The organism is Winogradskyella eckloniae (assembly GCF_013249045.1).
Taxonomy (GTDB): domain Bacteria; phylum Bacteroidota; class Bacteroidia; order Flavobacteriales; family Flavobacteriaceae; genus Winogradskyella; species Winogradskyella eckloniae.
This window is the reverse complement of record NZ_JABRWP010000001.1, coordinates 67,902-92,649: the sequence shown is the minus strand read 5'-3', so window position 1 is coordinate 92,649 and position 24,748 is coordinate 67,902. Positions and strand designations below refer to the sequence as shown.

Annotated in this window: 26 protein-coding genes; 18 read left to right on the top strand and 8 right to left on the bottom strand. The window is 32.5% G+C overall.

All coding sequences use genetic code 11. The features are described 5' to 3' along the window. Nucleotides 1-87 precede the first annotated feature (87 nt). The 13 genes from HNV08_RS00450 (at nt 88) to HNV08_RS00390 (ending at nt 12,414) form a co-directional block, all read left to right on the top strand. The gene (locus tag HNV08_RS00450) at nt 88-588 is read left to right on the top strand and encodes a F0F1 ATP synthase subunit B (RefSeq protein WP_173279150.1); all 501 of its coding nucleotides are present in this window, start codon (nt 88-90) and stop codon (nt 586-588) included. Between the two features lie 6 nt (nt 589-594). Beyond that, nucleotides 595-1,131 carry an ATP synthase F1 subunit delta gene (gene atpH, locus HNV08_RS00445; protein WP_173279149.1) on the top strand — a complete coding sequence of 179 codons (537 nt, stop codon included), beginning with the start codon at nt 595-597 and terminating at the stop codon, nt 1,129-1,131. A gap of 57 nt (nt 1,132-1,188) precedes the next feature. Further along, entirely contained in the window at nt 1,189-2,769 is a 1,581-nt protein-coding gene (gene atpA / locus HNV08_RS00440; protein ID WP_173279148.1) for a F0F1 ATP synthase subunit alpha, read from the top strand. 66 nt (nt 2,770-2,835) lie between these two features. Then, on the top strand, nt 2,836-3,696 hold the full coding sequence (gene atpG / locus HNV08_RS00435) for an ATP synthase F1 subunit gamma (RefSeq protein WP_173279147.1): 861 nt from the start codon (nt 2,836-2,838) through the stop codon (nt 3,694-3,696). Between the two features lie 178 nt (nt 3,697-3,874). After that, nucleotides 3,875-4,255: a hypothetical protein gene (locus HNV08_RS00430; RefSeq protein ID WP_173279146.1), complete on the top strand. Its 381-nt coding sequence runs from the start codon at nt 3,875-3,877 to the stop codon at nt 4,253-4,255. A gap of 106 nt (nt 4,256-4,361) precedes the next feature. After that, nucleotides 4,362-5,387, top strand: a complete 1,026-nt coding sequence (locus HNV08_RS00425; protein WP_173279145.1) for a hypothetical protein — start codon at nt 4,362-4,364, stop codon at nt 5,385-5,387. Nucleotides 5,388-5,529: 142 nt separating this feature from the next. Beyond that, nucleotides 5,530-6,993 carry an oligosaccharide flippase family protein gene (locus HNV08_RS00420; RefSeq protein ID WP_173279144.1) on the top strand — a complete coding sequence of 488 codons (1,464 nt, stop codon included), beginning with the start codon at nt 5,530-5,532 and terminating at the stop codon, nt 6,991-6,993. 2 nt (nt 6,994-6,995) lie between these two features. Next, the gene (dut, locus tag HNV08_RS00415; RefSeq protein ID WP_173279143.1) at nt 6,996-7,430 is read left to right on the top strand and encodes a dUTP diphosphatase; all 435 of its coding nucleotides are present in this window, start codon (nt 6,996-6,998) and stop codon (nt 7,428-7,430) included. A gap of 125 nt (nt 7,431-7,555) precedes the next feature. Continuing rightward, nucleotides 7,556-8,575: a sugar phosphate nucleotidyltransferase gene (locus HNV08_RS00410; protein ID WP_173279142.1), complete on the top strand. Its 1,020-nt coding sequence runs from the start codon at nt 7,556-7,558 to the stop codon at nt 8,573-8,575. Between the two features lie 91 nt (nt 8,576-8,666). Beyond that, a complete protein-coding gene (locus tag HNV08_RS00405; protein WP_173279141.1) occupies nt 8,667-8,981 on the top strand; it encodes an antibiotic biosynthesis monooxygenase family protein in 315 nt (104 codons plus the stop codon). Then, complete coding sequence (locus tag HNV08_RS00400) at nt 8,974-10,332, top strand: tetratricopeptide repeat protein (RefSeq protein WP_317170177.1); 1,359 nt, start codon at nt 8,974-8,976, stop codon at nt 10,330-10,332. The genes HNV08_RS00405 and HNV08_RS00400 overlap by 8 nt, the downstream gene beginning before the upstream one ends. Nucleotides 10,333-10,338: 6 nt before the next feature. After that, the gene (locus HNV08_RS00395) at nt 10,339-11,133 is read left to right on the top strand and encodes a DUF4292 domain-containing protein (RefSeq protein WP_173279140.1); all 795 of its coding nucleotides are present in this window, start codon (nt 10,339-10,341) and stop codon (nt 11,131-11,133) included. 27 nt (nt 11,134-11,160) lie between these two features. After that, nucleotides 11,161-12,414: a murein hydrolase activator EnvC family protein gene (locus tag HNV08_RS00390; RefSeq protein ID WP_241697148.1), complete on the top strand. Its 1,254-nt coding sequence runs from the start codon at nt 11,161-11,163 to the stop codon at nt 12,412-12,414. Here HNV08_RS00390 and HNV08_RS00385 read toward each other — a convergent pair. The 3 genes from HNV08_RS00385 to HNV08_RS00375 form a co-directional block, all read right to left on the bottom strand. Continuing rightward, on the bottom strand, nt 12,411-12,920 hold the full coding sequence (locus HNV08_RS00385; RefSeq protein ID WP_173279139.1) for an acyl-CoA thioesterase: 510 nt from the start codon (nt 12,918-12,920) through the stop codon (nt 12,411-12,413). The genes HNV08_RS00390 and HNV08_RS00385 overlap by 4 nt on opposite strands. A 79-nt stretch (nt 12,921-12,999) precedes the next feature. Then, nucleotides 13,000-13,941, bottom strand: a complete 942-nt coding sequence (locus tag HNV08_RS00380) for an HU domain-containing protein (protein ID WP_173279138.1) — start codon at nt 13,939-13,941, stop codon at nt 13,000-13,002. An 89-nt stretch (nt 13,942-14,030) separates the two neighbouring features. Next, on the bottom strand, nt 14,031-14,414 hold the full coding sequence (locus HNV08_RS00375; protein ID WP_173279137.1) for a hypothetical protein: 384 nt from the start codon (nt 14,412-14,414) through the stop codon (nt 14,031-14,033). 88 nt (nt 14,415-14,502) lie between these two features. On the opposite strand from HNV08_RS00375, the gene dprA reads away from it, so the two are divergent. Continuing rightward, entirely contained in the window at nt 14,503-15,606 is a 1,104-nt protein-coding gene (gene dprA, locus HNV08_RS00370) for a DNA-processing protein DprA (protein ID WP_173279136.1), read from the top strand. Nucleotides 15,607-15,663: 57 nt separating this feature from the next. Here dprA and trpS read toward each other — a convergent pair whose 3' ends face one another. Further along, nucleotides 15,664-16,632: a tryptophan--tRNA ligase gene (gene trpS, locus HNV08_RS00365; protein WP_173279135.1), complete on the bottom strand. Its 969-nt coding sequence runs from the start codon at nt 16,630-16,632 to the stop codon at nt 15,664-15,666. Between the two features lie 112 nt (nt 16,633-16,744). On the opposite strand from trpS, the gene HNV08_RS00360 reads away from it, so the two are divergent. Further along, nucleotides 16,745-17,503: a lysophospholipid acyltransferase family protein gene (locus HNV08_RS00360; protein WP_173279134.1), complete on the top strand. Its 759-nt coding sequence runs from the start codon at nt 16,745-16,747 to the stop codon at nt 17,501-17,503. 63 nt (nt 17,504-17,566) lie between these two features. Here the strand turns inward: HNV08_RS00360 and HNV08_RS00355 are convergent, their stop codons facing one another. The 4 genes from HNV08_RS00355 to recA form a co-directional block, all read right to left on the bottom strand. After that, nucleotides 17,567-19,147: a hypothetical protein gene (locus tag HNV08_RS00355; RefSeq protein ID WP_173279133.1), complete on the bottom strand. Its 1,581-nt coding sequence runs from the start codon at nt 19,145-19,147 to the stop codon at nt 17,567-17,569. Between the two features lie 2 nt (nt 19,148-19,149). Beyond that, nucleotides 19,150-19,698 carry an RNA polymerase sigma factor gene (locus HNV08_RS00350; protein WP_173279132.1) on the bottom strand — a complete coding sequence of 183 codons (549 nt, stop codon included), beginning with the start codon at nt 19,696-19,698 and terminating at the stop codon, nt 19,150-19,152. Nucleotides 19,699-19,722: 24 nt separating this feature from the next. Further along, nucleotides 19,723-20,172: a hypothetical protein gene (locus HNV08_RS00345; protein ID WP_173279131.1), complete on the bottom strand. Its 450-nt coding sequence runs from the start codon at nt 20,170-20,172 to the stop codon at nt 19,723-19,725. Between the two features lie 99 nt (nt 20,173-20,271). Continuing rightward, nucleotides 20,272-21,276: a recombinase RecA gene (gene recA, locus HNV08_RS00340; protein WP_173279130.1), complete on the bottom strand. Its 1,005-nt coding sequence runs from the start codon at nt 21,274-21,276 to the stop codon at nt 20,272-20,274. Nucleotides 21,277-21,794: 518 nt separating this feature from the next. Between recA and trhO the strand changes: the two genes are divergently transcribed. From trhO to HNV08_RS00325, 3 genes are all read left to right on the top strand, one after another. After that, nucleotides 21,795-22,862: an oxygen-dependent tRNA uridine(34) hydroxylase TrhO gene (gene trhO, locus HNV08_RS00335; protein ID WP_173279129.1), complete on the top strand. Its 1,068-nt coding sequence runs from the start codon at nt 21,795-21,797 to the stop codon at nt 22,860-22,862. Nucleotides 22,863-22,990: 128 nt separating this feature from the next. Further along, nucleotides 22,991-24,256, top strand: coding sequence for a PSP1 domain-containing protein (locus tag HNV08_RS00330; protein ID WP_173279128.1), 1,266 nt, complete (start codon nt 22,991-22,993; stop codon nt 24,254-24,256). Continuing rightward, nucleotides 24,240-24,743, top strand: coding sequence for a gliding motility lipoprotein GldH (locus HNV08_RS00325; protein WP_173279127.1), 504 nt, complete (start codon nt 24,240-24,242; stop codon nt 24,741-24,743). Before HNV08_RS00330 ends, HNV08_RS00325 begins: the two co-directional genes overlap by 17 nt. Nucleotides 24,744-24,748 lie beyond the last annotated feature (5 nt).

The following is a 24,748-nucleotide window of genomic DNA, read 5'->3' as shown; positions in this document are numbered from 1 at the left end:
AAACAAAAACAGAATCCTGTAACGGTTGGTTGCAGGACCTGTTTTTAAAATTAAACAAAAACAAATAACAACTAATTTATAGTTTTCATGGATCAGTTATTACAAGATTTTTCGCCAGGCTTATTTTTTATGCAAGCCATTATCTTATTAATATTAATCGTATTAATGAGAAAATTTGCATGGAAACCTATTCTTGATGCATTACAATCAAGAGAAGACGGTATTCAAAATGCATTAGATGCTGCAGAAAATGCAAAGTTAGAAATGCAAAATCTACAAGCAGATAACGAAAAGTTATTAAAAGAAGCGCGTGCAGAACGTGAGACAATGCTTAAAGAAGCTAGAGATTTAAAAAATAAAATGATTGAAGACGCTAAGACAGAAGCTCAAGAAACGGCAAACACTATGATTGCTCAGGCTCAAGCTGCTATTGAAAGCGAAAAGAAGTCTGCTATGGCAGAATTAAAAAATCATGTTTCTGGCTTGTCTATAGAAATTGCAGAAAAAGTAGTTCGTAACGAATTATCTAACAAAGAAGAGCAACTAAAATTAGTTGAGTCTATGTTAGGTGAAGCAACTTTAAACTAGTAAGACATGTCAGGATCAAGAGCAGCCATTAGATACGCAAAAGCGGTTTTAAGTATAGCAACAGATCAAAATTCTGCAGATGTAGTAAATGGCGATATGAAGACTATCGCTAACGCTATTGCGGAAAATAAGGATTTAAACCAGATGCTTCAAAGTCCTGTAGTAAGATCCTCAGATAAAAAGGCAGTATTAACGTCTGTTTTTAAAGATGCTAATGTTTCTACATCAAATTTAATAGATACTTTAATTGCGAATAAGCGATTAGCATTATTAAGTGATGTTGCGGAAAGTTATACTCAGTTATTCGATCAGTTAAGAGGAAGTCAAATAGCATCAGTTACAACGGCTGTACCATTGACAGATGATCTAAAAACAAAAGTGATCGCAAAAGTAAAGGAACTGACAGGCAAAGAGACAGAAGTAGAAAATATAATTGATGAAAGCATTTTAGGTGGTTTCATATTAAGAGTTGGAGATATTCAGTATAATGCTAGTATTTCAAACAAACTCAATAAATTAAAAAGAGAATTTACACTAAATTAAAAAACGTTAGAGTAGGCGTCTAACGTCTAAGATCTAACGTCTAATATCTAAATAAAGATGGCAGAAGTAAAACCAGCTGAAATATCAGCAATCTTAAAACAACAACTTTCAGGTTTTGAAGCAGGTGCTTCATTAGACGAAGTAGGAACAGTATTAACTGTAGGTGATGGTATTGTACGTGCTTACGGATTAGCTAACGCACAATATGGTGAATTAGTAGAATTCGAAGGTGGTGCAGAAGGAATTGTACTTAACCTTGAGGAAGATAATGTAGGTATTGTACTTTTAGGTACTTCAGTAGGCGTTAAAGAAGGTTCTACGGTTAAACGAACAGAGCGTATTGCCTCAGTAAAAGTAGGTGAAGGTATTGTTGGCCGTGTGGTAGATACTTTAGGTAACCCAATTGATGGTAAAGGACCAATAGCTGGCGACACTTATGAAATGCCTTTAGAGCGTAAAGCACCAGGTGTTATTTACAGAGAGCCAGTAACAGAGCCATTACAAACTGGTATTAAGGCGATCGATGCTATGATTCCTGTAGGTAGAGGTCAACGTGAGTTGGTAATTGGTGACCGTCAAACTGGTAAAACAGCCGTTTGTATTGATGCGATCTTAAATCAAAAAGAATTTTACGATGCAGGTGAGCCTGTATATTGTATATATGTTGCTGTAGGTCAAAAAGCTTCAACAGTAGCTTTAATTGCTAAAACCTTAGAAGAAAAAGGAGCTTTAGCTTATACTACCATAGTAGCTGCAAATGCATCAGATCCTGCTGCAATGCAAGTTTATGCGCCATTTACAGGTGCTTCTATTGGAGAATATTTTAGAGATACTGGTAGACCAGCTTTAATTGTTTTTGATGATTTATCAAAACAAGCCGTTGCTTACCGTGAGGTATCTTTATTATTAAGACGTCCTCCAGGACGTGAGGCTTATCCTGGTGATGTATTTTACTTACACTCTAGACTATTAGAGCGTTCTGCAAAGGTTATTAATGATGATGCTATTGCAAAAGAAATGAACGATTTACCAGAGGTATTAAAGCCATTAGTAAAAGGTGGAGGTTCTTTAACTGCTTTACCAATTATTGAAACACAAGCAGGTGACGTTTCGGCATATATCCCAACAAACGTAATTTCTATTACGGATGGTCAGATTTTCTTAGATGGTGATTTATTTAACTCAGGTGTACGTCCAGCGATTAACGTAGGTATTTCTGTATCTCGTGTTGGAGGTAACGCTCAAATTAAATCAATGAAGAAAGTATCTGGTACATTAAAGCTAGATCAAGCGCAGTTCCGTGAATTAGAAGCGTTTGCTAAGTTTGGTTCAGATTTAGATGCGGTTACTTTAAATGTAATTAATAAAGGTAAGCGTAACGTTGAAATCTTAAAGCAAGCACAAAATGATCCTTTTAAAGTAGAAGATCAAGTGGCTATTATATATGCTGGTTCTAAGAACTTATTAAAAGATGTTCCTGTAGAAAAAGTAAAAGAATTTGAACGTGATTATTTAGAGTTCTTAAATGCAAAGCATAGAGATACTTTAGATACACTTAAAGCAGGTAAATTAACTGATGAAGTTATTGATACCTTAACAAGTGTAGCGAAAGACCTTTCAGGTAAATATAGAAACTAGTAATAAGTACAAAGGCATTATTGAAAAGCATTAATAGATTTGTACTAAATACTTTACACTAATACGATGGCGAATTTAAAGGAAATTAGAAATAGAATATCATCAGTATCTTCTACGATGCAGATTACAAGTGCTATGAAAATGGTATCTGCTGCAAAGTTGAAGAAGGCTCAAGATGCTATTACAGCAATGCGTCCTTATTCTAATAAGTTAACAGAATTACTACAAAGCTTAAGTGCTACTTTAGATGAAGATTCTGGAAGTAAATATTCTGAGCAACGCGAAGTAAAAAATGTACTTATCGTTGCCGTAACGTCTAACAGAGGATTGGCTGGTGCATTTAATTCTAACATCATTAAGGAAGTTACAAGACTTACTAATGATACTTATGCTAACCAAGAGGTATCTTACCTAGCAATTGGTAAAAAAGCAAATGATGCCTTTAAAAAAACGGATAAAGTAATAGCAGATAAAAGTGAATTATTTGATGATTTAACGTTTGATAATGTCGCTGATATTGCAGAAATGCTTATGGACAAGTTCGTTTCTGGTGCTTTTGATAAAATTGAAATCGTTTATAATCACTTTAAGAATGCTGCGACGCAAATCGTAATGACAGAACAGTTTTTACCAATTGTACCTGTGGAAAGTGATGATAGTGTAAATTTAGATTACGTTTTTGAACCTTCTAAGCTAGAGATTGTAGAAGAATTGATTCCTAAATCTTTAAAAACACAGCTATATAAAGGCATTAGAGATTCTTTTGCTTCTGAGCATGGCGCACGTATGACGGCAATGCACAAAGCCACTGATAATGCTACAGAATTAAGAGATCAATTAAAGTTAACATACAACAAAGCGCGTCAAGCAGCTATTACAAACGAAATATTAGAAATTGTTGGTGGAGCTGAAGCTTTAAATAATTAAGTAGTACCTGCAAAAGCAGCCATCTAATTTTAAAATATTAAAAACCTAACTCACTAGAGTTAGGTTTTTTTGTTTCAACAACATTGGTTATTTTACGATTCTTATGAAAACAACAATAGGCATTTGTTTTGTGCTTCTAGTGGCTTTATGTCTAATGAAATGCACTTCAGTATCAAAATTGACAGATATACCATCTACGACTATAAAAGAGGCTTATTATAAACCTTGGAACTCAGGCATAGCATCTGGTAAAAGTGGCATAAATTTATACGTACGCTTAAATGAAAATACTATCATTTTAGACAGTGTACTTTTTAGAGAAAACGTATTAAAATTAAAAAATAGCCCAGTTGACAGCCTCTTATATGTAGCAAACTTACATTCTGATAATCATAAAATTAGAACAAAAACATCTAACTTTTATTCCTTTGATAGTAGTGTCGATGAATGTGTAATTAGCTACAAAATTAAGAACAGAAAAGGCCTTTTTTATCATAAGGTTTTTGGTGTTATGAAGCGTCAAACTATAAATTATCCCAGTTCTCCTACTAAAAATTAACATTTTTTACATTACTTCTTACAAAATATTACCGTTTATCGGATTTATATTGCCTTTAATGGATTTATTTATATATTGCACATCCAAATCTTTAAGCTATTAAAAAATGAAACATCTCAAGAGGGTAATATTTACCTTAGCAGTAACAGTTGTTTTATCTACTAATTTTCAGTGTGCAAGTTCACGAGTGAACTCTAAACAAGCAGCAGAACCATTATCTTTTAAGGTTAAACCTATTTATTATCAAGAATGGAATACAATAACTGAAGAAGAAAACTCAGGTATTAATGTTTTTGTACCTATAGAAGATAAGGCAGAAAACGTTGTAATAGACAGTATTTATTTCAATAATTTAAAAGGTCAACTTGTTAGAAATTACGGTAGGTATACAGCTGTACTAAAAAACAACTCGCCAAATCATACATTTGAAAATTTAGACACATCAGAAGAGTATCCATTTACTTTACAAGAAAATGAATGCGTCATTAGGTATATTGAAAACGGTAAAACAAAGTTTCATAAGGTTGCTAACGTTTTAGAAAAGGAACGTATTCAATATGAAGATGGGCCGCCTTTAGCGTATCAAAGAAGACGAGAAGCAATGATTGTTTCTGGTGAGGGTTCACATTTAGCATCTGTAGCTACTTTTCAAGAGTCAACAGCCTTTAAAGTAAAGACCATATCTTTTCAAGAATGGTATGCTGGCATTAAAATTGGCGGTACAGGTATGAATGTATTTGTTCCTATTGTAAATAAAGGGGATCATATCAAAATTGATAGTGTATATTTTAGAAATTTAAAAGCAAAACTGGTAGAAGACTCTGGGAGATATACAGCAGTTTTAAAAAATAAATCACCATATTATACCTTTAAAAAAGCAGAAAAAGACCCAGACTTTCCGTTTACATTAGAAGATAATGAATGTGCTATTAGTTTTGTAGAAAATGGCGAAGTTAAGTATGTTAAAGTATCAGATTTAAATGAAAAAAGAGGTGTTTATTACGAAAATGGTCCGCCCAAAATCTATGAACGGCAAAAGAGAGCATCCTCTGTTACCTCTATAAAATCTATACTCATGAGAACATTTTTAAACGGCATAAAGTTTAAACGAAATGTCCTTGTTCAATTGTGATTTTAAGATTTCAATACATGCTATCTATTTAGATCAGTGTTGCATAGAACGGTCAAATAAAGATACTTTGATATTAATTCTTACGGGTTGGGTTTAAAATGCATTAATTTAATACTTTTGAGTCTTACTGATAATAATACTCTTGAGCGGATTTAAATCACTTTTTAAACAAACTTTCATTTATGGCTTAGCAACGGTTTTGCCAAGGATGTTAGGTTTTATTCTGGTACCACTTTATACCAATCCAGACGTATTATCTGTAGAAGAATACGGTAGAGTATCATTTATATTTGCCTATTTTGTACTTTTTAATGTCTTATTGGCCTATGGCATGGAAACCGCTTTTTTTAGGTTTTTTAATAAAGAAGAAGACCAAGAAAAGGTAATAAGTACCTCGGCAATAACATTAATATTTAGCTCATTTGCACTTATTGGAATCGCCTTTTTATTTAGAACTCAGATCTCAACACTCATTAATATAGACCTAAAGTATCTAAATTTAGTATTTGTTATTTTACTGTTAGACGCTTTAGTAATAATACCGTTTTCTTGGTTAAGAGCCACTGCGCAACCTATGCGATATGCTATAATTAAGATTTGTAATGTCGCAGTTAATTTAGGGCTTAATATATTCCTCTTATTATATTTAAAAGACCTTGCAAAAGGGAATACGATTTTCAATAATATTTATGTAGAATCGTATGAAATTAGCTATATATTTATTTCTAATGTTATAGCAAGCGGATTAACGTTGTTAGCATTAGCGCCATTTTACGCTAAAATTAAATTAAAATTCGACGCCGTTTTATGGAAAAAAATGATGCGTTATGCATTACCTGTACTCATCGCAGGTATTGCATATTCTGTGAACGAAACCTTTGATCGTATTTTATTAGAATATCTTTTACCAGATGATATTGCAGACCAACAAATTGGGATGTATTCAGCCTGTTACAAGCTCGCTTTATTTATGACCTTGTTTGCAACCGCTTTTCGTTTAGGTATTGAGCCTTATTTTTTTAGTCATTCTAAGACTGAAAATCCACAAAAAAACTATGCTAAGATTTTAGAATACTTTATTGCGTTTGGTTCGGTGATTCTTTTAGTAGTAGTTGTATTTGCTGATCTTTTAAAGCCTTATATTATTTTAAGTGAAGCTTATTACGACGCCATGTGGATTGTACCTTTTATACTTTTAGCTAATTTTTGTTTAGGCATTTACCACAACCTTTCAGTATGGTATAAAATTACAGATCGTACTAAGTTTGGTGCTTATATTTCAATATTTGGAGCTTTAGTAACCTTGGTGTTAAATTTTGTTTTAATTCCTAAAATAGGATTTAAAGGTTCTGCCATTGCAACCGTTTCCGCGTACGCTATTATGATGCTATTATCGTTTTATTTTGGACGAAAATACTATCCAATCCCATATAATCTCAAGAAAATAAGTCTATACCTTGTGACCTCTATCGTATTCTCATTTACATTTTTTTATAACTATCGCGAAAATTATTTGATAGGAATTGCAATGTTAATTGTATTTTTGGGCTTAGTTATTATGCTTGAAAAGAAAGAGTTAAAACAAGTATTGAACAGACAAAAGTAAACATGAAAATAAAAGTAATAAATAAATCCAGACACGATTTACCGCATTATGAAACCATAGCTTCCGCTGGTATGGATTTACGTGCAAGCTTAACAGAATCTAGAATTTTAAAACCTTTAGAAAGAACAATTGTTGGTACAGGGTTATTTATAGAATTACCAATTGGTACAGAAGCGCAGGTAAGACCAAGAAGTGGATTAGCCGCAAAAAAAGGAATTACAGTCCTTAATGCACCAGGAACAATAGATGCAGATTACAGAGGCGAAATCGGTGTAATATTAGTAAACCTGTCTAACGAAGATTTTGAAATTAATAATGGTGAGCGTATTGCACAATTAGTTATTGCAAAACACGAACGTGCAGAATGGGTAGATGTTTTAGAATTATCTGAAACGGATAGAGGAGAAGGTGGTTTTGGAAGTACAGGTGTAAAATAATTACAAGGCTACAAATCGAATAAAAAGAGTTATAAAAGTGATATTTTGACTCTTGTTAGTAATATTAAGTTAGAATAAAAAATATAAGTATAACCTAAAAGATACCTGCTTTCGCAGGCATAATTATGAAAATAATAGTACCAATGGCAGGTCGAGGCTCTCGTCTTAGACCACATAGTTTAACAGTACCTAAACCTTTAATTCCGGTTGCAGGTCAACCAATAGTGCATCGTTTAGTTAAAGATATTGCAAAAGTATTAAAGCAACCTATAGAAGAAATTGCGTTCGTTTTAGGAGATCCAGCGTTTTTTGGAGAAGAGGTTGTAAGTAGTCTAAAAGAATTGGCAGAAGGCTTAGGCGCAAAAGCATCTATTTATAGACAAGACCAACCTTTAGGTACAGGTCATGCGATAATGAGTGCAAAACCATCTCTTTCAGGACCAGCAGTAATTGCGTATGCAGATACTTTAATTAGAGCAGAATTTGATCTAGATCCATCTGCAGATAGTGTGATTTGGACTAAATGTGTAGAAAACCCAGAAGCGTATGGTGTAGTAAAATTAAATGACGATCAAAATATTGTTGAGCTTGTAGAAAAGCCAGAATCTTTTGTTAGTGATCAGGCCGTAATTGGTATTTATTACTTTAAAGATGTTGCCGTTTTAAAAGAAAAATTACAAGAAATCTTAGACGAAAACATAATGAATGGTGGCGAATACCAAATTAATGATGGTATTAAACGTATGATGGCAGATGGGAAAGTATTTAAAACCGGAACCGTTGATGAGTGGATGGACTGTGGAAACAAAGCCGTTACCTTAGAAACTAATGCCAAAATGTTAGGCTTTTTAACAGCAGACAACGAAGAGCAATTAATTGACGATTCTGTCGTTTTAGAAAACGCAACAATAATTGAGCCTTGTTATATTGGTAAAGGAACCATTTTGAAAAACACAACCGTTGGACCACATGTGTCTATAGGTAAAGATTGTGTTATAGAAAATTCAACCGTTAAAAATAGCTTAATACAAAACCAAAGCAAAATCAAAAATGCTAATTTAGATGAAGCTATGATCGGTAATTACGTTAAGTACAATGGCGAGTTTACTAAGATTAGTATAGGAGATTATACAATTATGGAGTAATGCATTGCTGCGTAAGCAGGAATCTCTTTTTTAGTTGAGTAATCTTTGGAACAACTTTTGAAAGACATCTTATAATTAAAATCTAGCAAGGATGTATATCATTTTGTATACTATTAAAATAAAACCCAATCAGGAAGAAGATTTTATTGAAGCTTGGAAAGGTTTAACAGAATTGATATACAAAAACGAAGGCAGTTTAGGCTCTAGATTACACAAAAAAGATGCCTTAAGTTATTTTGCATACGCACAGTGGCCAGATAAAGAAACGTTTGATAATGCAGGTGGAAATTTACCTAAAGAAGCTAATCGTTTTAGAGAAAAAATGAGAGCCTCATGCGAAAAATTTGAAGTCTTAGAGACGTTTGAAATGATAGAAGACCTGCTTAAAAAACAACAAAGTGAATAAGAATTATATCTTATTATTGATTTTTATCTTCGGAATGTTAGGCGTTCCACAGGCAAGCTATGCTCAAGTTGATTTTAATAAAAGACCAGATGACGATTTAGGAAATTATGAAGATGAATTTCAAGAACATTTCTTTGAAGCCTTAAAACAGAAAGGCATCGAAAATTATGATAAAGCTGTGGAAGCACTTCATAAATGTTTAAATCTCGATAGTAAAAAACCGGTTATTTATTTTGAGTTAGGTAAAAACTACAACAAACTCAAAAATTTTGGAGCCGCAGAAGACCATCTAAAAAAAGCAATAGAAATGCAGCCTGATAATGTTTGGTTTTTAGATGAGCTCTACGATGTATATTTTCAACAAGAAGATATTAAAAATGCTCTAAAGACTATTAAACAGCTGGTAAAATACCATCCAGATTACAAAGAAGACCTGGCAGCACTCTATGTTAGAGAAGAAAAATATAAGCAAGCATTAGATATTTTAGATGAGTTAGATGCAGAATTTGGGCTGAGTGAATCTAGAGATGCTATGCGCAATGATATTTACAGCATCACAGGTAATGCAGATGACAGAATAGAAAACTTGGAACAACGCATTGCTAATAACCCTAACAATGAGGATAATCACTTAAAACTTATTTATAGATATAGCCAAACAGGTGATCGAAAAAATGCCTATAAAGCGGCAGAAAATTTATTAAAAACAAAGCCAGACTCTAAATTTGTGCATTTGGCTTTGTATAAGTTTTATTTGCAAGATGGAAAGGTAGAAGATGCTATAGGTTCTGTTAAAACGGTTTTAACAAGCCCAGAGATCAATGCAGATGCAAAAGCAAAAGTGCTTAAAGATTTTGTGGCATTTGTAGGAAGGAACCCAGAATACGAATCGCATTTAATAGATATAACATCATTAGTAGACGACAATAAAGATGCACAAACGCATAGTGACTTAGGCTATTATTATCTTAAAGCAGGTGACAAGATAAAAGCACTCACTAATTTTAAAGAAGCCTTAAAACAAACACCAGACGACTTTAAACTTATAAAAGACGTATTACTACTACAAATAGATATTGAAGACTACACAAGCGCTGTAAATGGCGGAGAACAAGCATTAGAATTATATCCAGCACAACCCATTTTGTATTTAGTAGTTGGTGTGGCAAATAATAAATTAGGTTATTCTAAAAAAGCAATTGATAACTTAGAAATGGGATTAGAGTTTTTAATTGATAACCCAAATATGGAAGCCGATTTTTATTCAGAATTAAGTATTGCCCACAAGGCATTGAATAATATTAGTAAATCAGAAACGTTTGCTAAAAAGGCAAAAGCCCTTAAACTATAATTAGCAATGGAGTTAACCCAAATATATAAAAAAGCAAAGGTGAGTGTTGGTATTTTACTCATTCTATTTACGTTGAGTTGTAATTCTACAAAAAACGTAATTGCCTCAGGTAAAGCCAGTGATAAGCTTTCTGTAAAACAAGTCATTAAGCAACACGAAAAAAATAGCACTGCGTTTAATACGCTAAAGGCTAGAGTAAAAATAGACATAACGCAGAACGATAAAACGCAAGGTGCAGGTTTTACACTGCGTATAGAAAAAGATAAAGTAATTTGGTTAAGCGAATCTGTTTTGGGTTTGGCTCGTATGATGATCACACCAGATAAAGTAAGATTTTATAATAAAATAGATAATGAATATTTTGATGGCGATTACAAACTATTAAGTGATGTTGTTGGTATTGAATTAGATTTTATGAAAGTACAGAATATCTTATTAGGTCAGGCTATTTTTGACCTTAAAGAACAACCACATCAGGTTGCTTTAAGTGGAAATTCTTACGCAGTAAGTCCTAAAGATCAAAGTGCACTTATGGATTTGTTTTATTTATTAAACCCATCGCACTTTAAAATGGATAGTTTACAACTGCAACAACCATTAAAAAAACGAATGCTACAAGTAGATTACGCTTCATATCAAGAAATAGATGAAGAAATCATTCCTAAAAACATTAGAATTGTTGCCGTTGATGATAGTAATGAAGTTGCCGTTGCTATGGCGTTTAAATCCGTATCTTTGAACGATGAAGTGCGTTTTCCATTTAAAATCCCTTCAGGTTATAAAGAAATAGTAATAAAATAATGGTTTGTCATCTAGACAGATAAAAACATGATCAACGAGAAATCGCATAGAAATATGACAATTAAAAAACTAACATATATCGTTTTTATGTTAGGGTTTTTATTTTCTACAGCAATAGGTTTTGCGCAAAGTAATAAGCAAAAAGAACTGGAGGCACAACGTCAGCAAAAACTAAAAGAAATAAAGCTGATAAATGCATTATTATATAGTAAAAAGAAAGAGCAGAAATCTGCAATTACACTCATTGAAGACATCAACTATAAAGTAAGCGTTCGTAAAAATTTAATAAGAATAACTAACGAACAAGCTAATTTATTGACGCGAGAGATCAATAGCAATCAAAATGAAATTGCTAGTTTAAAAACGCAGCTAAAAGAGCTTAAAGATGATTATGCTGCCATGGTTGTAAAATCTTATAAAAGTAAGTCTGAGCAAAGTAAAGTGATGTTTTTATTGTCGTCTAGCAACTTTCAGCAAGCCTACAAACGCTTACAATACATAAAACAGTATTCTAATTATCAAAAGGAACAAGGTGTTGCCATAAAGGCTAAAACTAAAGAATTAGAGGTATTAAATGTTCAATTAAATAAGCAGAAAGAAGACAAGCAAAAACTAATTGAAGAAAACCGAGTTGCTAAACGTGAATTAGAAGGCGAATTAAAACAGCGAGAAGAGTTAATGACCTCTATTAAATCTGAAATGGGAAAATTTACAGCCCAGATTAAAAAGAAAAAGCAAGAAGCGGCACAATTAGATAAAGAGATTGATCGATTAATAAAAGAAACCATTGCTGCTGCAAATAAGAAAACGGGTAAAACATCGGCCAAAGGTAAGTTTGTAGAAACACCAGAAGCAAAAAAACTATCTGCAAATTTTGAATCTAATAGAGGACGATTAGGTTGGCCAGTTTCTAGAGGCGTTATTAAGGGGAAATTTGGAAAAAGACGCTCATTAACAGATAACTCTATTACTCAAAATTATAAAAGTATTTACATTGCAACGGACGCTAACTCTGATGTAAAAGCTGTTTTTAATGGTGTGGTTGCTCAAATCCACGTGATGAAACGAGGTAATCCTGCAATTTTCGTAAGACATGGTAGTTATTTAACGGTTTATATGAACCTTTCTGAAGTTAAGGTTAAGAAAGGCGATAAAATAAAAACTGGGCAAGTAATAGGTAAAGTTTTCGCTAACAAATTATCTGGCGAATCACTTTTAGGTTTCAGAATATATAAAAACGATCAAGTTCTTAATCCAGAACCTTGGTTAGCTAAGTATTAATCAAAAAGTGCTTTAAGTTCAGTAGCATCATCTGGTTTCATTTTTCCTGCCAATAATAAGCTCAATTGTTTACGACGCAAAGCGGCATCAAAACGTTGCTTTTCTAATTCTGTTTCAGGTATCAATTCTGGTACTTTTACAGGTCTTCCGGTTTCATCTACAGCAACAAACGTATAAATAGCTTCATTGGCTTTAACGCATTCGCCAGACTCTCTGTCTTCTATCCAAACGTCCATATAAACTTCCATCGATGATGAAAACGCTCTAGAAACTTTGGCTTCAATCATTACAACACTTCCTAAGGGCACAGATCTATTAAATGCGACATGATTTACAGAAGCTGTAACAACAATACGTCTAGAGTGTCTTCTAGCAGAAATACTAGCAGCTCTATCCATACGAGCTAATAATTCGCCACCAAATAAATTATTGATTGGGTTGGTTTCACTTGGTAACACTAAATCGGTTACAATAGTTTTAGATTGAGACGCAGTTCTAGATTGCATAAGGATATTAAGAATTTGTGCAAATATAGATTGATTTTATATTGCAGAGTAAAGATTCTGAATTAAAAAAAAGAAAAGGTTACTGTAATTTTTTTATCAATAACCAAGCATCACGGTTGTGCGCTTTACGAATTTTATATAATTCGCGTTGTGCTTCCTCTCTAGAAATAAAACTTGCATAAACCACCTCATGCAATCCATATCTATTTGTACCAATAGCACGTGCTTTATAGCCTTTTGCTCTAAGTTGGTTTACCTTTTTTAGAGAATTAGCTTCAACTCTAAAAGCACCAGCTACAATATGGTAATTCCCTTGTTGTTTTTCTATAGATAAAGTGGCTGCAGGTAATGGATTACTAATTACAAAAGTTGCTTCTTGTACTTTTGCGTCTAGTTCCTCATTAGCTTGTTCTTGTGCCAACTGATTGTGGTTTTCTATTGAGGTATTATTATAGTACGTCATAGCACTAAAACCACCAAGTCCCAATAATAGAACAGCAGCGGCTGCATATTTCATCCAATTTCTATTAGATCGCTTTTCTGGATGTAAAACAATAGGAGAATTTACCTCAATCTCTTCAACATTTGCTAAATAAATCTCTCTATCAATATCAATAGAGGTAAAATGTGATAAACCAAAAGCATCCGTAAGGTAGTTAATTTGGCTAGATGGATTAAACTGAATTTTTCCATCTGCATTTAAACTTAAATCTCCAATATTTTTTAGTTGAACAATTTCTCCTTCACCCAAAAATGACTTAAAAGATTTAACCTGATTAGAAATTTTATTTAAAGCCGTTAGGTATGGGATTTTTTCAACTTCAGCTATATAATTAGCCAACAACCCATCGTTTTGTTGTAGTTGCTCGTTAAAAGACAAAGCCTTTTTAGGAGGATAAAACGAATGCGTAGTTTCGTGTAATTTTGCTGATACACGTTGTGTTAAAAACGCTCCAAACTCAGGAATAGTCACACAATCGTATCTGTATAATAAGTCGCTAATGTAATTTTCTAAATGCATGTGGAGCAAAGTTAATTTTTTTTAACTTCTATAAAAAAAATCAAGTATAGAGTTATTAACACTGCAACATTTTTTTGCTTTTTTAGGATCTAAAAACAAGGTGTAAAATCTGAAATATCCGGAAGACGAGGCAGTAATCGTTTTAATTGAGAACGATTGTAAGACAAGTTAAAGTCTTGAAAAAAGCTCTTTTTTAAGTCCTTAGATGAAAATACCAACACACCGTTTCTTTTAATATCAATATAAGATATACGCATATTAAATTCTTCAGTTGGTGTTTCAATATTTTGCGAAAATTGAAAATCTTTGAAATTTTGGAGATTATTCATTGATAACGACGCATCACTTAAATCTATTAAATTTAATCTAGGCTTAATTGTAATAGCATCGTCAATACGATTAACTTTTGATGTTTGTGCTGAAACAGAAAAAGCAAACAAAATAATTAAGATAAAACTAAAATGAATTTTCATAAGTTGCTATTTATCAAGTAAAAATAAGAAAAACTTACAGTTTTGTTTTAATAGTTATGTTAAATTAGTAGCAAAAGTATTCTTTTAAATGACAGAACAACAACTTATATATGCGTTAGCATTACAACACGTACCTAAGATTGGAGCGACGACTGCAAAAAAATTAATAAATCATTGTGGTTCTGCAGAAGCTGTATTAAAAGAAAAAAAATCTAAACTTTTAAAAATTGATGGAATAGGTAGCGTTACCATTCAAGGACTTTTTGATAAAACGCATTTAGTAGAAGCAGAAAATGAACTTCGATTTATAAAAGACCATAACATTGTTACGCATTATTTTACAGAAGAAACATATCCCGAACGCTTAAAGCATTGTCTCGATGGCCCTATAATTTTGTTTCAATCCGGAAACATTAATATTAAACAACAACGAATAATTAGTATTGTTGGCACCCGAAAAATAACAACTAGCGGAATAGCATTTTGTGAAAAGTTGGTAGAGACGCTATCACAGTTTAACCCTATTATTGTTTCTGGTTTTGCTTATGGAACCGATATTACGGCTCAGAAAGCGGCTGTTAAACATAATTTACAAACCATTGGCTGTTTAGCTCATGGATTAAATCAGATCTATCCTAAAGTGCATAAAAAATATGTAGCAGATATTGAGAATCATGGCGGATTTTATACCGACTTTTGGAGTTCAGACCCTTTTGATCGCAATAATTTTTTAAAACGAAATAGAATAATTGCAGGTCTCAGTGAAGCCACTATTGTTATAGAATCTGCAGAAAAAGGTGGTAGTTTGGTTACAGCAGACATCGCTAATTCGTATAATAGAGAAGTGTTTGCTGTACCAGGAAGAACTACAGACAGCCAGAGTATAGGTTGTAATAATTTGATAAAATTTCAAAAAGCACATTTATTATCGCATCCTTTAGATGTGCCTTATATGTTAAATTGGGAGTTAGAACCAAAGGAAAAACCCGCTGTGCAACATCAGTTGTTTGTAGCACTAGAACCTGATGAGAAAATTATTTACAATTTTTTAAAAGAAAACAACAAAGAATTGTTAGACGTTATTGCTATTAAATGCGAAATGCCAACGTATAAAATTGCTGGCATTTTATTGAATATGGAATTGAAAGGTGTGGTAAGACCGCTTCCAGGAAAGTTGTTTGAAGCTATTTAGAAAAGGTCACATTTAATTGTATTATTTATTCTAAATAACCGCTAAAAACATGCTTGTTTAATACCCAACCTTAGCTCTAACGCGTTCTAAAACATCATCAGCTACTATTTTAGCTTTTTCAGCGCCTTTAGCCAACGCAGCATCAATTTGGTCAAGATTATCCATATAATAAGCGTATCGTTCTCTTATTTCGCTAAAACGCTTTAATACCAATTCGTATAATGCTTGTTTAGCATGGCCATATCCATAATTTCCACCCTCGTAATTGGCTTTCATTTCTGTAATTTGTTCTTCAGATGCTAATAAGCTATAGATAGCAAAACAGTTGCATGTCGCCCAATCTTTTGGGTCTTCTAAAGGTGTGCTGTCTGTTTCAATAGACATTATTTTTTTTCGAAGTTGTTTTTCTGGTAAAAATATATTGATAAAGTTCCCTCTACTTTTACTCATTTTTTCACCATCAGTACCAGGAATTAACATGCTATTTTCTTGTACCTTACCTTTAGGTAATACAAAGGCTTCTCCCATTTTTGCATGAAAACGAGAAGCGACATCGCGTGTCATTTCTATATGTTGCAATTGGTCTTTACCTACCGGAATAATTTCGGCATCATACAATAGTATATCTGCTGCCATTAACATTGGGTAGGTAAATAGCCCAGAATTTACATCTTCTAAACGATCGGCTTTATCTTTAAAGCCATGAGCTAAAGTTAAACGCTGATAAGGAAAAAAACAGCTTAAATACCAGGATAATTCTGTAACTTGTGGAATATCACTTTGTCTGTAAAATACTGTTTTTTCTATATCTAATCCACAGGCTAACCAAGTGGCTGCTACAGAATATGTGTGAGATCTTAATTCTTCAGCATTTTTTATTTGTGTTAATGTATGTAAATTAGCAATAAAGAGAAACGAATCGTTTTTAGCGTCGTTTGCCATCTCAATTGCTGGTAAAATTGCGCCTAATATATTTCCTAAATGTGGCGTTCCTGTACTTTGTACACCTGTTAAAATTCTTGCCATAATATTACCTGCGAAAACAGGTACCTTTTTAAATTGATAAATAAAAAACAAAGGTAAATTTTTTAGCGTAACTATAAGAAGCCGTTTAAAATAATTAACTAGTTTTGGTGCTATGGCAGTTTTTAAATATCCATTTTGGGTTTTATATAGGATTTGGTTCTACATTTTAGTAGCTATTCCTATTATTGTAATGTTTCCTATATTAATTATTTCTATTTTAAGGGAACAATGGTATCCGCTATTTTTTAAGTTGGCTCGTCTTTGGTCTAAGTTTATATTAATAGGGATGGGTTTTGTTTATAAGATAGAAAAAGCAGAAACTCCAAATCCAAAGAAGAGTTATATGTTTGTGGCCAATCATACATCTATGGCAGACATTATGTTAATGTTGGTAGCAGTAAAAAACCCTTTTGTATTTGTTGGTAAACAAGAGTTGGCAAAAATTCCATTATTCGGTTTTTTTTATAAACGTACATGTATTTTAGTAGATCGCAGTAGTGCTAAAAGTAGGCAAGCTGTATTTTTGAGAGCACAACGACGTTTAAAGCAAGGTGTAAGTATTTGTATCTTTCCTGAGGGTGGTGTACCTGAAGAACATATTTTGTTAGATGCTTTTAAAGATGGCGCTTTTAGATTAGCTATAAATCATCAAATTCCTATTGTGCCTATCACATTTTACGATAACAAAAAGCGTTTTTCTTATACGTTTTTTAGTGGTAGTCCTGGAAAAATGCGTGCTAAGATTCATAAATTTATTCCTACAGTTGGCTTAACAAATGAAAACACTAAGGTATTGAATGAAAAAACAAGAGAGCTCATTTTAAAAGCGCTTGTTTTGAACACAAAAAAAAGCTACTCTAACCAGGAGTAGCTTTTAAAATCATTGCATTCATCATAGCTTTTTTTAATCTACCATTGGTAGCATTGCAATAACCTAAAATTTATAACTTAAACCAGTATATAAACCAATAAAGTAAGGTTTAAAATTACCTGTGGTATTACTAAAGGTGTTAATTTGGTATTTAAAAGTCGGTTCTAAGTTAATGTGCCATTGTTTAGAGACATTATAGTCCATACCTAAACCAAAATTGGCACTAAAACTAGTAGTGTTAATATTGTTTGCTTCTCCAATTAATGTTGTGGTTCCATTAACATCTGCATAAATTTCGTTATTATTTAAAATAAAGGTACTAAATCCACCAATTAAATTAACGCCAAACTTTTTATCTAGTACATTGTATTCGAGTTCAACAGGAACTTCAATAAATCCAAATTTTTGATCAATCTCACCCGCAGTTTTGGTATTAAAAACTTCTGGAATAGATGATCTGTTCATCATTGTAGTACTCATTAACGAGACATGATTTTCGTTAGAGTTAAAAGTGATGTTCTTATATTCTGCCTCTATACCTCTAGCAGCAGTTTCTGCTCCTGTAAAGGCATATACATCTGAAGTTGATTGGTTTAAGTTAACACGATTAATACCAGCTCTAATTTTTAATTTTTTTGAAATAGAATAGCTACCAGCAATACCATAACTCATATTAATATCACTGCTTTTAGCGTTATCATTAAACTGCATATCTATTGAAGAACCTTTACCAAAAGAATTAAAATAAACAGGCGCAACATTAGGTGCAACGCTCCACCTGCTTGGTTCATTTTCTTTTTCTTCTTCATTAATGCTTTCATTGTTTTCTGCAATTGCATCTACAATAGATTCTTTTTCAATAGTCTTATCTATATCTATTGAATGCTCTGAGTCGTTATTCTCTGTCTTATTTGTGACTGAAGTTGTAGATTCCGAATTTTGGTTTTCTGAAGAATGCTTTTCGTAAACAACATTTTCAGAATTGGAAATTGCTGTTTTGATTGCAGATTTGCGTTCTGTTTCAGATTTGAGTTGTATTTTGTTTTCTGTCTTTATAATAGAACTTGAAGTCGTTTGGCTAGCGACCTTGTCTGTATTGTCTTTAGTAATTGTGCTTCCTGCTAATTTATTACGCTTTTGAGCAGCAAGAGACGAAGCTTTGGTCTTAGAAGTATTTACAACATTGTTAGATTTTGAATTTGAATGTTCTGCAATTGTGCTTGCTTTTTGGTTTTCAGTCGCCTTATGGTGATTAATAGCGTTTGTTGTATTAGGAGTCTCTTCTAATTCAGAATTTGAGTTAGCGATGGTTGTAGAGTTAACCTTTAACTTATCTTGTTCTGTTTTTATAGTGTTATTAGAGTTTTCAGAATTAGGATTAGTATCGTTTTGATCCGTATTAACAACAGGGAATTGATCTGAGTTATTGTCATCAGAATTAAATACGGAAATACCAACAGTTAATAATAAAGCAATAGCCGCTGCTATACCACCAATTTGCCACCAAAGTGCAACAACTCTTCTTTTCTTCTTTTTCTTAGGAAGGCTATCACTTATACGATTCCATACGGCATCGTCAGGTGCTATTTCAAAGTCTTTAAACTTTTCTTGAAAAAGGCGATCTATGTTTTTATTCTCTTTCATTTTTATATGCTCTGCGAATTTGGGGTAGACGCGTTATAGGCTTCAATTTTATCTTTTAAAATCATTCTTGCTCTCGCTAAGTTAGATTTTGAGGTTCCGGTAGAAATATTAATTAACTCACTTATTTCAACATGCGAATATCCATCTAATACATACAAATTAAATACCAATCTATATCGATCTGGTAATTCTTGAATTATTTTTAATAAATATTCAATACTAACGTCACCTTCATTAATATCTACTGATACATCTTCTATATTTCCTTCATTAATAATATCATAAACTCCAACATTTTCTCTATAACGTTGTAATGATGTGTTTATCACTATACGTTTTAACCAACCTTCAAAAGACCCTTTATTATTGTATTGATCTATTTTACTGAAAATAGTTATAAATGCATCATGCAAATTATCTTCTGCTTCTGCATAGTTTTTTGAATACTTAAGACAAAGCGAAAATAATTTACTTGCAAATTGCTTGTATAATTGGCTTTGAGCTTCAGCATTTTGATTAATACAATTTTTTATGAGTAGATTTAAACTCACATGAGTCGAGGGTTTAGTTAATAATTAGTCTTTTGCTGTTTGAAGAGAAAACTGTCTTCCATCCATAACGGGAACTTCTACTAAATAATATTGGTCTTCACCATTTTCATCTTCACCTTGGTAAAACTTAAATATATATGTTTCAGATCCATTGACTAAAAAATCAAAACTTACCGTAACTTGTTCTGGTTGACCTCCACAAACGGCTGTATTATTTATGTATACGGTGTTTACTATACCAACTGTTCTTTCGTGACCATCTATTTCATAAATAAAGTCATTAAAATAATAGCAAGAATTTGGTTTAGTGTATGAAACAAAGATTTCATAACTTTCTCCTTGAACAAAATATTCAGGTATGTCAACACTCTCAATAGGTAAAACTTCTAAATAAAAATTCTCGCTAACACTATCATCTAGACTACAAGAAGTCATAGTAAGTATAAATATAAATAATAGGGCAATTTTTTTCATACTAAATCCTCAAATTTATATATAGATGTAAAAAAAGCAAAATGGTTGCGTCTAAAACTAAAAAAATCCTGAGTTTTCAGGATTTTTTTAGTTTTTAAATTAGTTAGACTCATTAATGAAGGCTCTAACTTTATCTTCTAACTCATCCATTAAATCTGGATTGTCTTGTATTAAAAGCTTAACAGCGTCTCTTCCTTGACCAAGTTTTGTGTCGCCATAACTAAACCAAGAACCGCTCTTTTTTACAATATCATGTTCTACAGCTAAATCTAAAATTTCTCCTACTTTAGAGACACCTGCGCCATACATAATATCGAATTCTGCAAGTCTAAAAGGTGGAGCCACTTTGTTTTTAACCACTTTAACACGCGTTTTGTTACCCATTACATTACCATTGCTATCTTTTATTTGTGTAGATCGTCTAATATCTAAACGTACAGAAGCATAGAATTTTAAGGCGTTACCACCAGTGGTTGTTTCTGGGTTACCAAACATAACTCCAATTTTTTCTCGTAACTGGTTAATAAAAATAACAGTACAATTAGTTTTGCTAATAGAAGCCGTTAATTTTCTAAGAGCCTGCGACATTAAACGTGCATGCAGTCCCATTTTAGAATCTCCCATTTCACCTTCAATTTCACTTTTTGGTGTTAAAGCAGCAACAGAATCTACAACAACAATATCAATAGCACCAGAACGAATTAAATTATCTGCAATTTCTAGAGCTTGTTCACCATTATCTGGTTGAGAAATTATTAAATTATCGATGTCAACGTTTAACTTTTCAGCGTAAAAACGGTCAAAAGCATGCTCTGCATCAATAAATGCAGCAATGCCTCCTGCTTTTTGTGCTTCTGCAATGGCATGCAATGTTAAGGTTGTTTTACCAGAAGATTCTGGACCATAAATTTCAATGACACGGCCTCTTGGGTAACCACCAACGCCTAATGCAATATCTAAACCTAATGAGCCAGATGATATAGCATCAACATCAACCACAGCTTGATCGCTCATTTTCATTACTGTTCCTTTTCCGTATGCTTTGTCTAACTTGTCTAAGGTTAATTTTAAAGCCTTTAATTTTGCATCTTTTTCGCTACTCATTTGTTCTTTTTTTTCTGAATTAATCTGACTTCAAAAATACGGCTTATTTTATTTATTTCATTTCTCGATGAATAATAACTCTAAAAGAAATTATTTTTTTTCGATTTTTATACGCAACCCTTTTACACTTTTTGCATCTATTAAATGAAAAAGGAAAAAATTGCTATGAAAAGCGTTACAATTAAACCCTGAAGTTCACTTTAGGGTTTAGTAACCTCTAAGTTTTTAGGTTGGTTTTATGTATAAAACTATAAGGAACTTATCTAAAAAAAGAAATTAGAAACGTATTAGGTGTTTCAGTTGTTGTCATATCAAATGAATATTTCATTTTGTAAGTATCCCTCAACAATTGTGAAGCCGATGAAGATTAACTTGTTAAGTTAAGTTTTAAGTTAGAAAGTTAATCTAGAAGCATCTTGAGTATTCAAGGTGCTTTTTTCTGTTTAATATAAAGGCATTTCACTAAAAGTGATATCTTTGCGGCTCAATAAATTCTTTAACCTTAAAATTAGTATAGCATGCAACTGTACAATAACTTAAGTGCCAAAGAAAGAGCAGAACTCATTGAACAAGCCGGAAAAGAACGCTTAACAATCTCTTTCTACAAGTACGCCAAAATTAATAACACCGAAATTTTTAGAAACCATTTATTTTTAGCTTGGGATGCCATTGATGTCTTAGGTAGAATTTACGTGGCAAAAGAAGGAATCAATGCACAACTCTCTGTGCCAGCTGAAAATTTTGAAGCTTTTAAACAGCATTTAGATACCATTTCGTTTTTAGAACATGTACGATTAAATATTGCTGTTGAGCATGATAATTTTGCGTTTTTAAAGTTAAAAGTGAAAGTGCGTCATAAAATTGTTGCCGATGGATTAAACGATGATTCATTTGATGTAACAAACAAAGGTGTGCATGTTAATGCCGAAAAATTTAACGAACTAATTGAGGATCCAAACACGGTATTGGTAGATATGAGAAATCACTACGAAAGTGAAATAGGGCATTTTAAAAATGCGATTACGCCAGATGTGGATACCTTTAGAGAATCATTAGATTTAATAGAAGAAGATTTAAGAGAACATAAAGAAGACAAGAAACTTGTAATGTATTGTACAGGTGGTATTCGTTGTGAAAAAGCCAGTGCTTATTACAAACATAAAGGCTTTAAAAACGTTTTTCAGTTAGAAGGTGGTATCATTAACTATGTGAGGCAAATTGAAGCTGAAGGTTTAGAAAACAAATTTCTTGGTAAAAATTTTGTGTTTGATCAACGTCGTTCAGAGCGTATTTCAGATGATATTATTGCTAATTGCCATCAGTGTGGTGAGCCAGCAGATTTACATACTAACTGTGCTAACGAAGCCTGTCATTTATTGTTTATACAATGTGAGTCTTGTAAAGAAAAAATGGAAAATTGCTGTTCTTCAAACTGTATGGAAATAAACCGACTGCCATATGAGGAGCAAAAAGCCTTAAGAAAAGGGCAAGGTAACAGTAATGATATTTTTAAAAAGGGACGAGCAGATCATTTGCCTTTTAAAAAAGATCTCCGTAACATTTTTGATAATTTTGATTCAAAATAATTAAAATATTCTATCTTAAATAAGTATACTTTAAGAAGTCCATAAATAATTTTATCTTTACTCATTAATTATTTACGAATCCTATATCTAGATTTTTAAAGACTCTAGATTTAATATATAAAATTTTTATGGCTTGTAACAGTTGTGCAACTGGAGAAGATGGCCAACCAAAAGGATGCAAAAACAATGGGACTTGCGGCACAGATAGCTGTAATAAACTCACTGTTTTTGATTGGTTAGCAAATATGTCGCTTCCAAACGGACAAAAACCGTTTATTGGTGTAGAAGTACGTTTTAAAAACGGAAGAAAACACTATTATAAAAATACTGAAAACCTTACTTTAAGCATTGGAGATATTGTGGCAACACAGGCAAAGTCTGGTCACGATATTGGTATGGTTACACTTACAGGAGAGCTGGTTAGTGTACAAATGAAGCGCAAAAAAATAAAACTAGATGACGCAGAAAATGTATTAAAGATATATAGAAAGGCTTCACAAAAAGATATAGATATTTGGTCTGCTGCTAGAGACAAAGAAGAACCAATGAAGGTGAAAGCGCGCCAGTTTGCTATAGATTTAAATCTGAAGATGAAAATCTCAGATATAGAATTTCAGGGTGATGGAAGTAAAGCCACATTTTATTACACTGCAGAAGAACGTGTAGATTTTAGAGAACTGATTAAAGTTTTTGCACGTGAGTTTAGAACACGTATAGAAATGAAACAAGTTGGCTTTAGACAAGAAGCAGCACGACTTGGAGGTATTGGTTCTTGTGGTAGAGAATTGTGTTGTTCTACATGGTTAACTGATTTTAGATCCGTAAGCACTTCTGCTGCTCGTTACCAACAATTATCGTTAAACCCTTTAAAATTAGCAGGTCAGTGTGGTAAGTTAAAATGTTGTCTAAATTATGAATTAGACGCCTATTTAGATGCACTAAAAGCGTTTCCTAAATCTGATGTAAAGCTATATACAGAAAAAGGAAATGCAGTTTGCCAAAAGACGGATATTTTTAAGGGATTAATGTGGTATGCTTATGAAGGTGAATGGATGAATTGGCATGTTATAACTACAGACCAAGCTAATGAAATTATAGAAAAGAATAAGAAAAAAGAAAAGGTTGCGAGTTTAGAAGAATACGCGGCTGAGCATATACAAGACACTAAAAATGAGTTTGAGAATGTGGTTGGCCAAGATAGTTTAACACGTTTCGATAGTCCAAAATCAAATAAGAAACGTAAAAATACTAGAAACAATCGTAATAATAAGAGTAGAAGTAACAGTAGTAACGGAAATAAAAACCGCAATAACAAAGCTAAAACTCAAAATAGAAATCGCAAACAAAAACCAAAAGCCAAAACCAATGATAAACCCAATGCTAAAAAAGCATAAATCATTATTTTTAGTTGTAATCAGTTGTTTATTCATTGCAAGTTGCGACTCAAATGCTGTATTTGATGAGTATCAATCAGTGCCAAATGAATGGAACAAAGACGCTATTATAAGTTTTAATTTTAAAGCTCCAGACACAATAAATAACTACAACTTGTACGTTAATCTAAGAAATACAAATGATTATGCGTTTAGTAATTTATTTCTTTTAGTAGAATTAAACTATCCAAACGGAAAAGCTGTTAAAGATACTTTAGAGTATAAAATGGCTGCACCAAATGGAGAGCTTTTGGGAACAGGGTTTACTGATATAAAAGAAAATAAACTTTGGTTTAGAGGATATAAAACACCATTTGCATTTAAAGAAGTTGGAGAATATACAGTTAGTATACAACATGCTATGAGAAATAATGGAGACGTTAATGGTGTAGAGAATTTAAAAGGAATAACAGATATTGGTTTTAGAGTAGAACAGGCTCAAAAGTAGTAAGT

What these genes read in the sequence shown, in the direction of transcription:
- HNV08_RS00405 (WP_173279141.1), top strand. Translation starts at nt 8,667, where the DNA reads ATGTATATCATTTTGTATACTATTAAAATAAAACCCAATCAGGAAGAA.
- dut (WP_173279143.1), top strand. Translation starts at nt 6,996, where the DNA reads ATGAAAATAAAAGTAATAAATAAATCCAGACACGATTTACCGCATTAT.
- HNV08_RS00345 (WP_173279131.1), bottom strand. Translation starts at nt 20,172, where the DNA reads ATGAAAAAAATTGCCCTATTATTTATATTTATACTTACTATGACTTCT.
- HNV08_RS00410 (WP_173279142.1), top strand. Translation starts at nt 7,556, where the DNA reads ATGAAAATAATAGTACCAATGGCAGGTCGAGGCTCTCGTCTTAGACCA.
- HNV08_RS00360 (WP_173279134.1), top strand. Translation starts at nt 16,745, where the DNA reads ATGGCAGTTTTTAAATATCCATTTTGGGTTTTATATAGGATTTGGTTC.
- HNV08_RS00390 (WP_241697148.1), top strand. Translation starts at nt 11,161, where the DNA reads ATGATCAACGAGAAATCGCATAGAAATATGACAATTAAAAAACTAACA.
- HNV08_RS00375 (WP_173279137.1), bottom strand. Translation starts at nt 14,414, where the DNA reads ATGAAAATTCATTTTAGTTTTATCTTAATTATTTTGTTTGCTTTTTCT.
- atpH (WP_173279149.1), top strand. Translation starts at nt 595, where the DNA reads ATGTCAGGATCAAGAGCAGCCATTAGATACGCAAAAGCGGTTTTAAGT.
- HNV08_RS00330 (WP_173279128.1), top strand. Translation starts at nt 22,991, where the DNA reads ATGGCTTGTAACAGTTGTGCAACTGGAGAAGATGGCCAACCAAAAGGA.
- HNV08_RS00425 (WP_173279145.1), top strand. Translation starts at nt 4,362, where the DNA reads ATGAAACATCTCAAGAGGGTAATATTTACCTTAGCAGTAACAGTTGTT.
- atpA (WP_173279148.1), top strand. Translation starts at nt 1,189, where the DNA reads ATGGCAGAAGTAAAACCAGCTGAAATATCAGCAATCTTAAAACAACAA.
- HNV08_RS00385 (WP_173279139.1), bottom strand. Translation starts at nt 12,920, where the DNA reads ATGCAATCTAGAACTGCGTCTCAATCTAAAACTATTGTAACCGATTTA.
- HNV08_RS00450 (WP_173279150.1), top strand. Translation starts at nt 88, where the DNA reads ATGGATCAGTTATTACAAGATTTTTCGCCAGGCTTATTTTTTATGCAA.
- HNV08_RS00380 (WP_173279138.1), bottom strand. Translation starts at nt 13,941, where the DNA reads ATGCATTTAGAAAATTACATTAGCGACTTATTATACAGATACGATTGT.
- dprA (WP_173279136.1), top strand. Translation starts at nt 14,503, where the DNA reads ATGACAGAACAACAACTTATATATGCGTTAGCATTACAACACGTACCT.
- HNV08_RS00355 (WP_173279133.1), bottom strand. Translation starts at nt 19,147, where the DNA reads ATGAAAGAGAATAAAAACATAGATCGCCTTTTTCAAGAAAAGTTTAAA.
- trhO (WP_173279129.1), top strand. Translation starts at nt 21,795, where the DNA reads ATGCAACTGTACAATAACTTAAGTGCCAAAGAAAGAGCAGAACTCATT.
- HNV08_RS00395 (WP_173279140.1), top strand. Translation starts at nt 10,339, where the DNA reads ATGGAGTTAACCCAAATATATAAAAAAGCAAAGGTGAGTGTTGGTATT.
- atpG (WP_173279147.1), top strand. Translation starts at nt 2,836, where the DNA reads ATGGCGAATTTAAAGGAAATTAGAAATAGAATATCATCAGTATCTTCT.
- trpS (WP_173279135.1), bottom strand. Translation starts at nt 16,632, where the DNA reads ATGGCAAGAATTTTAACAGGTGTACAAAGTACAGGAACGCCACATTTA.
- HNV08_RS00325 (WP_173279127.1), top strand. Translation starts at nt 24,240, where the DNA reads ATGCTAAAAAAGCATAAATCATTATTTTTAGTTGTAATCAGTTGTTTA.
- recA (WP_173279130.1), bottom strand. Translation starts at nt 21,276, where the DNA reads ATGAGTAGCGAAAAAGATGCAAAATTAAAGGCTTTAAAATTAACCTTA.